Genomic DNA, 8,068 nt, shown 5'->3' with positions numbered 1-8,068 from the left:
TCTTTTAGACATTTACAATGAGCTACATCCCCAGCGGGGATAAGCATGGAGGAGCCGTATGCGATGACCCGCACGTACGGATCTGTGAGAGGCGCATGAAATTTTTTCATGCGCCTACTCTATTTTTATGACCGTAAAAATGAAAGAGCTTACGATTTTTAGTTGTAAAGAATTTCGCATTTCAAGTATAATAATCATAACTGATTTCGATCGGACCAATTAGAAATGTGCTAGCACTCTAGTTAGTAAGGAAACGGAGCCAGACAAATTAAAAAAGTGTTTTTAGAAAAATATTTCGAAAACAGCATAGGAGGAGTTCAGGCAGTGGTAATAAAAAAAAATAACTCCATTAAGTTTATTGGACTTGGTGGCATAGGAGAAATTGGTAAGAATATGTATCTTGTTGAAGTGGACAAGGACATATTTGTGATTGATGCTGGTCTAATGTTCCCCGAGGAAGAAATGCTTGGCATCGATATGGTTATTCCTGATATTACTTATTTGAAGGAAAATAGGGACAGAGTAAAGGCCATTTTTTTAACCCATGGCCATGAGGATCATATTGGTGCTTTACCATATGTTCTTGAAAATATAAATGTGCCCGTTTATGGTACAAAGTTAACATTGGCGCTTTCTGCTGCAAAACTGAAAGAGCGGGAATATAAAGGGAAAAAGAATTTTATTGAAATTGATTCAAATATTGTTATTAAGTTTGATACCGCGGACGTAAGTTTCTTTAGAACAAATCATAGTATTCCTGATTCAGTTGGTATTTGTATTCATACATCGAAAGGAAATATTGTTTATACTGGTGACTTTAAGTTTGATCAGGCCGCATCAAAACTTTATAAACCCGAAATTGGAAAGATGGCTTCAATTGGGGAACAAGGTGTTTTATGTTTACTGTCAGATAGCACAGGAGCTGAAAAACCGGGTTATACCACCTCTGAGGCTATCGTCGCAAGGGAAATGTCAAACGCCTTTTATAATGCCCCAGGAAGAATTATCGCAGCTTGTTTCGCGTCAGATATCAGCAGGATTCAGCATATTTTTGATTCAGCCAAAGAAAATAAACGCAAAGTGGCTGTAGTAGGGAAAAGTCTTGAACGGATTTATCATATCGCCCTTGATTTAGGGTATTTGGAAGTGGATGATGAATTAATTATTCCAGTGAGTGATATAAAGGAATACGAAGATAAAGATTTAGTAATCCTTATGACAGGCAGTCAGGGCGAACCATTTGAAGGCCTGCAGAAAATGGCCAAGCAAACCCATAAACTTTTGAACATCCAAGAAGGGGACACCGTTCTTATTGCCGCATCACCACTAATGGGAAATGAGATATTTTTGGCTAAAACAATCGATATGCTTTTTAAGGCAGGCGCTGATGTGATAGCCGGAAAGCGGACAGTGCATGTATCAAGCCATGGGAGTCAGGAAGAATTAAAATTTATGATGAACTTAATGCAGCCTGAATTTTTTATACCTGTTCACGGAGAATACCGAATGCTGATGGCCCATCGAAAGCTGGCGTTAGATTGTGGCCTGGATGATGAACATATCTGTATTCCAGACCGAGGAGATATTGTTGAATGGAAGGATGAAACAGCAGCTATTACAGGAAAAGTCCCTTCTGGTAATGTGCTGATAGATGGTATAGGTGTCGGCGATGTTGGAAATATAGTTTTACGCGATCGAAAATTATTATCACAAGATGGAATTTTAATTGTCGTTGTAACATTGACAAAACATGAAAAGAAAATTGCCTCTGGTCCGGAAATCATTTCAAGAGGTTTTGTCTATGTTCGGGAATCAGAAAAATTAATGGATGAATCTACAAAATTAGTGAAAGAAATAGTGGAACGAAATATTATAAAAGAAACATTTGAATGGGCAAGTTTAAAACAGGAAATCAGGGATGGTTTAAATCGTTATTTATATGATCAAACCAAAAGAAGACCCATGATTCTGCCAATTATTATGGAAATTTAACACAGATATAGGCACTTAGAAACTATAGGATAAAATCCAAATAGATTCTAAGTGCCTTTTTATGATGAAAAAATTTCGAGCATGATTTTGGTGCAGGCGTAAATACTAAACTATATCATGCTTTGAAAGGGAGTAATCGAATGGATCAGGACTTACAAAAAACTTCGGCCAATCAGCCAGAGGGAGAAGAGCCCCAAAAACAGGAAAATCCTTCTTCGCCCATTATAGAGAAAATCCAGCAGCTTGGTCAGACGAATGTACCTCAGCTGTCTTCTGATTCAAAAATACATTGCCTGACAATTATCGGACAAATAGAAGGCCATATGGCACTTCCACCGCAAAATAAAACAACCAAATATGAACATCTTATACCACAGCTTGTAGCCATCGAACAAAATCCCAAAATTGAAGGGGTTCTAATTATCCTAAATACTGTCGGCGGAGATGTGGAGGCGGGTTTGGCTATTTCAGAAATATTGTCAACTCTATCAAAGCCAACCGTTTCAGTGGTTTTGGGGGGCGGTCATTCAATTGGCGTTCCAATTGCGGTTTCATGCGACTATTCTTTTATTGTGGAAACAGCAACCATGACGATACACCCGGTCCGGCTGACAGGTCTTGTCATCGGAGTGCCGCAGACCTTTGAATATTTAGATAAAATGCAGGACAGGGTAGTCAATTTTGTTACGAAACATTCACATGTCTCTGAAGAAGTTTTTAAAGATTTGATGTTTGCAAAAGGCAATTTAACGAGAGATATCGGGACAAATGTTATTGGCGCAGAAGCGGTTAAATATGGTTTGATTAATGAAGTCGGAGGACTTGGTAAGGCAATGAAGAAGTTGAATGAATTAATTGATTTAAGAAAGGACAATAAAGAAGGATTGATACAATGATTTTATATACAATGATGCCTCATGAGCTTGTGTTTCCCCCAGACGCAGATGCATTTGGAAAACAACAAATGGTGAAATACCAAGGAATCCCATTATTAGTCGAGCAATCAGATCAGCAAAATGTTCAAGTGGTTCGTATTTTAAGCAGTGACCCGCAGCATTTTTTGGATGCCAGAGTTTGTCCAGGGGAGAAAATTTCCTTTTCAAGCCTTGAAGGAGAAGTCACCTTCTAGTAAAAAATTATGGTATAATCAGGTTAGATTAACAAGAAGCAGCCAAACAGGCTGCTTTCTTCCTTTACATAAAGTGAAATTTTAATCAGCGGTTTTCTTTCACCACGCTGATTGTTAGTCCCGTGTTGGCTCAGGCACACCTCTGCTTATGCATCGGTAAGTTTCGCTGTATCTCACCAATCGGGTGCATGCGCAAGCTTCCTCCACTTATACTTCCTGCTTTAAGCTAAGCCTTAAAGCGGGGATTTTACTGCCCGTTAATGCGGGATAAAAGAATCGGAATTATGGACAAGCCATAAGGGGATGAATCCCAGATATTATATTTCAAGGTGATTAAATGGCCAAAAAGAAAAGACGACAACCTAAAAGACGAGAAAATAAAATGAAGCAGACACTTCAATATGAATTATCAGCAATAGCCATTCTGGCTTTAGCCATCATTTCCATTGCCAAACTAGGAGCTGTTGGAAGAGCAACCGTTCTATTTTTCCGGTTTTGGATGGGAGAATGGTATATGCTCTCATTAATTGGTTTAGTATTGTTAAGTGTTTATTTAATGTGGAAACGTGCTATTCCCTTTATCTTTCACCTCAAATTAATAGGAAGCTATTTTATCATTTCAGCCATCCTCTTATTGAGTCATGTAACCTTGTTTCGTCTGCTGACAAACGAAGGAAAGTTTAAAAATCCAAGTGTAATCGAAAATACATGGGAAATGTTTATGATGGAAGTCCGGGGGGAAACCAGTACATCCGACCTTGGTGGAGGGATTCTTGGTGCCATATTATATGCATTATTTCATTATCTATTTGCAGAAACAGGAACTAAAATTATTGCCTTTATCTTTATCGTAATTGGTTTTATTTTACTGACAGGAAAATCGGTTGGAGATCTCGTAGCAAAAATTTTAACTGCCCTGTATGCCTTTATGAAAGACCAATGGGCAGCTTTTAATAGGGACCTCGAAGAGTGGAAACAAAAGCAGGAGGAGAAGAAAAATCAAAGAAATGAAAGGCGCAGACAAGCATCGGATAATCAGCAGACTGCTTTAAATGCGAGTGAAGAACAAAGTGAGCCAGCAGTTGAGGAGCTTAGGTCTCCTGAGCCGATTATTTCTAGTTTTGCAGACCGGGCTTATACAGAGGAAACTCAAATACAACAAAATCAGCCTGCAGACACGAACGACAGAAACAATAATGCCGAAGATGAAGATGAGCTGGCACCGCCGATTACCTTTACTGAGGTAGAGAATGTCGACTATGAGCTGCCACCGTTTAATTTGCTGAAACTGCCTAAGAAAACAGACCAAACTGGAGAATATGAGTTAATACATGCAAATGCCGCCAAGCTGGAAAGAACTTTCCAAAGTTTCGGTGTTAAAGCAAGGGTCACACAAGTCCATTTAGGCCCTGCCGTAACAAAATATGAAGTTCATCCGGATGCTGGTGTTAAAGTAAGTAAGATTGTAAGTCTCAGTGACGATTTGGCATTGGCACTTGCTGCTAAAGATATACGAATTGAAGCCCCAATTCCAGGCAAATCAGCAATTGGTATTGAAGTTCCTAATTCTGAAATAGCAATGGTTTCCCTAAGAGAGGTTTTAGAAGCAACTCAAAATGATAAACCGGAGTCTAAACTTATGATTTGCTTGGGCAGGGATATCACTGGAGAAGCCGTAGATGCTGAATTAAATAAAATGCCGCACATGCTCGTAGCCGGTGCAACAGGAAGCGGGAAAAGTGTATGTATCAATGGAATTATTACCAGCATATTAATGAGGGCCAAACCCCATGAGGTAAAATTAATGATGATTGACCCAAAAATGGTCGAACTCAATGTATATAACGGAATTCCCCATTTGCTTGCACCTGTCGTGACCAATCCTAAAAAAGCATCACAGGCCTTAAAAAAAGTTGTTAGTGAAATGGAAAGAAGATACGAATTATTCTCGTATACCGGTACAAGAAATATTGAAGGATATAACGAACATATTAAAAAACATAATCTTGAAGAAGATGATAAACAGCCATTGTTACCCTATATTGTTGTCATTGTCGATGAGTTAGCTGATTTAATGATGGTTGCCTCATCTGATGTGGAAGATTCCATTACCCGTCTTGCGCAAATGGCAAGGGCAGCTGGAATCCATTTAATTATTGCCACTCAGAGGCCTTCTGTTGATGTTATCACAGGGGTCATTAAGGCAAACATCCCTTCCCGTATTGCCTTTGCCGTATCCAGTGCAACAGATTCACGGACTATCCTGGATATGGGTGGAGCTGAAAAACTGCTTGGACGGGGTGATATGTTATTTATGCCAGTTGGTGCATCCAAGCCGGTTCGTGTTCAAGGGGCATTTCTTTCTGATCAAGAGGTAGAGGATGTTGTCGAATTTGTTATTTCGCAGCAAAAAGCACAATATCAGGAGGAAATGATTCCTGATGATATTCCTGAAGTAACAGGGGCTGTGGAGGATGAATTATATAATGATGCAGTTGAACTCATTACTGAAATGCAGACTGCCTCTGTTTCCATGCTTCAGCGACGTTTCAGAATTGGCTATACCCGGGCTGCACGCCTGATAGACGAAATGGAAGCACGTGGTGTGGTGGGCCCATATGAGGGGAGCAAACCTCGGGCAGTATTAATCAGTAAAATTAATAATGAGGAACAAAGCTCATAAAATAAGAAAAGGCAAGAGATTGCAGCTGGAGGCAGGTATCTAAGAACACATTTCTGTTTAACAGCTGCTTTCTCTCGCCTTTTTTCGACAAAAGCATAAAATTCTATTTATTTATCCTAGAAAAAATGGTAATATATTTCTCGATTAGTAGGAATGATATCAGATGTCTGATGTCTTAGGAAAAGGCTGGAGGATGCAGATGTTTATTAAGTCAGATAACCGGCATTTATATTTACAAGTAATTGATCGCCTGAAGCAGGATATTGAGGAAGGTGTCTATAAAGAAAAAGAAAAATTACCCTCAGAATTCGATTTGGCTAAACAGCTTGGAATTAGCAGGGCAACACTCCGTGAAGCACTTAGAATACTTGAAGAAGAAAATGTAATTATCAGGCGCCACGGTGTTGGTACTTTTGTTAATTCAAAACCATTATTTACTTCAGGAATCGAGCAATTAAATAGTGTGACTGACATGATTAGACAGGCTGGCATGAAACCAGGGACTATTTTCTTAAGATCAAGTAAGCAAGAAGCCGTAGAAGAGGATATTCGTCATTTTTCCTGCCCGCAAGAGGAAGAAATTGTTGTGATTGAAAGAGTAAGAACAGCAAATGGGGAACCTGTCGTTTATTGTATTGACAAAGTACCCGCCCACATACTGCCAGAAACCTTTTCACATGAGGAAGAATCCATCTTTCATATTTTAAATGAAGAGGCACACAGGAAAATTACATATGCGGTAGCTGAAATTGAACCAATTGGATATCACGAGAAAATTTCTCCTATTCTTGAATGTGAGCCGGAAACAGCCTTATTAGTATTAAAACAAATGCATTATGACGAATTGGATGAACCAGTCCTTTTTTCGGTAAACTATTTTAAAGCAGACAAGTTTCGTTTTCATGTATTAAGAAAACGATTGTAGTATTTTTCTGATATTTGCGAAAATGCAGCTATTTTTTGCTTTAAACATTTCTGCTTAATTCATCAAAATTATAGGGGGTAAACTTCTTGAAAAAACGTAATATGGGTTTAGTTCTATCATTAGTTCTAGCGGCTGGTACACTTTTAGGTGCTTGCGGAAAGAGTGATAATCAAGGAACTGACACATCGAAAGACGGAGGTAAAGGGGATACTTTTTCAGTTGCCATGGTTACTGACTCAGGTGGTGTTGATGACAAATCCTTTAACCAATCTGCTTGGGAAGGTATTCAAAAATTCGGCAAAGACAATGGTCTTAAGCAAGGAAAAGGCGGTTATGATTATCTTCAATCCAAATCGGATGCTGATTACGTAACAAACTTAAATACTCTTGTACGTCAAGATTTTGATTTAGTATTTGGTGTTGGTTTTAAATTAAAAGGGGCAATTGAAGAAATTGCAAAACAACAAAAAGATGCTCATTTTGCCATTGTTGATGAACAAGTAGATCAGCCAAATGTGGCAAGTGTTCTCTTCAAAGAGCAGGAAGCCTCATTTCTTGCAGGTATAGCAGCAGCAATGACAACAAAAACCAATAGAATTGGTTTTATTGGCGGAATGGAAAGTGCTGTAATTGAGCGCTTTGAAGCTGGTTTTGTTGCGGGAGTTAAAGCTGCCAATCCAAAAGCTGTCGTTGATATAGACTATGCAGGTGCGTTTGATAAAGCGGAAACAGGAAAAGCAATTGCATCTAAGATGTTTACTTCCGGTGCAGATGTAATTTTCCACGCAGCAGGTGACACAGGTAATGGGATGTTTACAGAAGCAAATGATAGAAAGAAGAAAAATCCTGAAAAAGAAATTTGGGTAATTGGTGTTGACCGCGACCAGGCAGACATGGGTCCGGATATTGTCCTTACATCTGCACTTAAACGTGTAGACGTAGCAGTACAAGACCTCTCGAAGAAGGCTATGGATGGCAGCTTCGAAGGCGGTAAAGTCGTTTTATATGGTTTAAATGAAGACGGCGTAGGCTTAGCCCCAATCAATGATAAAGCACCAAACAAAGATGCAATTGAAAAAGCTGTTAATGAATGGATTGGAAAAATTAAATCGGGCGCTGTAAAAGTACCAGGTACCCGTGATGAATTGAAAAATTTTAGTGCAAAATAATACATGGTGGAATAAGCGGAGTTTTTTTAAACCGCTTATTCCTTCTTATTGAAATCCTAAATGAAGTGTAGAATGATATTTCCACATTTCACTTATGGTTTGAATAGCAGGGAGAATGAGTTCCCTATTTTTTTATAAATTTCGAAAGGTCTGACCTCTTACACCGATTG

General features: G+C 38.9%; 6 protein-coding genes. All 6 read left to right on the top strand.

Going from position 1 to position 8,068, the window contains the following annotated elements; translation table 11 throughout:
• Positions 1 to 324 precede the first annotated feature (324 nt).
• Positions 325 to 1,992 (top strand): ribonuclease J, encoded by a 1,668-nt coding sequence (locus M3183_RS22150; RefSeq protein ID WP_311315398.1) that lies wholly within the window; start codon positions 325 to 327, stop codon positions 1,990 to 1,992.
• A 140-nt stretch (positions 1,993 to 2,132) separates the two neighbouring features.
• A complete protein-coding gene (locus tag M3183_RS22145; protein ID WP_251473050.1) occupies positions 2,133 to 2,888 on the top strand; it encodes a ClpP family protease in 756 nt (251 codons plus the stop codon).
• Positions 2,885 to 3,121, top strand: a complete 237-nt coding sequence (locus M3183_RS22140; RefSeq protein WP_251473048.1) for a YlzJ-like family protein — start codon at positions 2,885 to 2,887, stop codon at positions 3,119 to 3,121. Before M3183_RS22145 ends, M3183_RS22140 begins: the two co-directional genes overlap by 4 nt.
• Before the next feature lie 337 nt (positions 3,122 to 3,458).
• Positions 3,459 to 5,804, top strand: a complete 2,346-nt coding sequence (locus tag M3183_RS22135) for an FtsK/SpoIIIE family DNA translocase (RefSeq protein ID WP_251473045.1) — start codon at positions 3,459 to 3,461, stop codon at positions 5,802 to 5,804.
• 199 nt (positions 5,805 to 6,003) lie between these two features.
• The gene (locus M3183_RS22130) at positions 6,004 to 6,729 is read left to right on the top strand and encodes a GntR family transcriptional regulator (protein ID WP_251473056.1); all 726 of its coding nucleotides are present in this window, start codon (positions 6,004 to 6,006) and stop codon (positions 6,727 to 6,729) included.
• 86 nt (positions 6,730 to 6,815) lie between these two features.
• A complete protein-coding gene (locus M3183_RS22125) occupies positions 6,816 to 7,898 on the top strand; it encodes a BMP family lipoprotein (protein WP_251473042.1) in 1,083 nt (360 codons plus the stop codon).
• The last annotated feature ends 170 nt before the right edge of the window (positions 7,899 to 8,068 follow it).

Origin of the sequence: Neobacillus mesonae, from assembly GCF_023715155.1 — a bacterium.
Taxonomy (GTDB): Bacteria; Bacillota; Bacilli; order Bacillales; family Cytobacillaceae; genus Neobacillus; species Neobacillus mesonae_A.
Note: the sequence above shows the minus strand (reverse complement) of the source record. Positions and strands in the feature narration are given on the sequence as shown.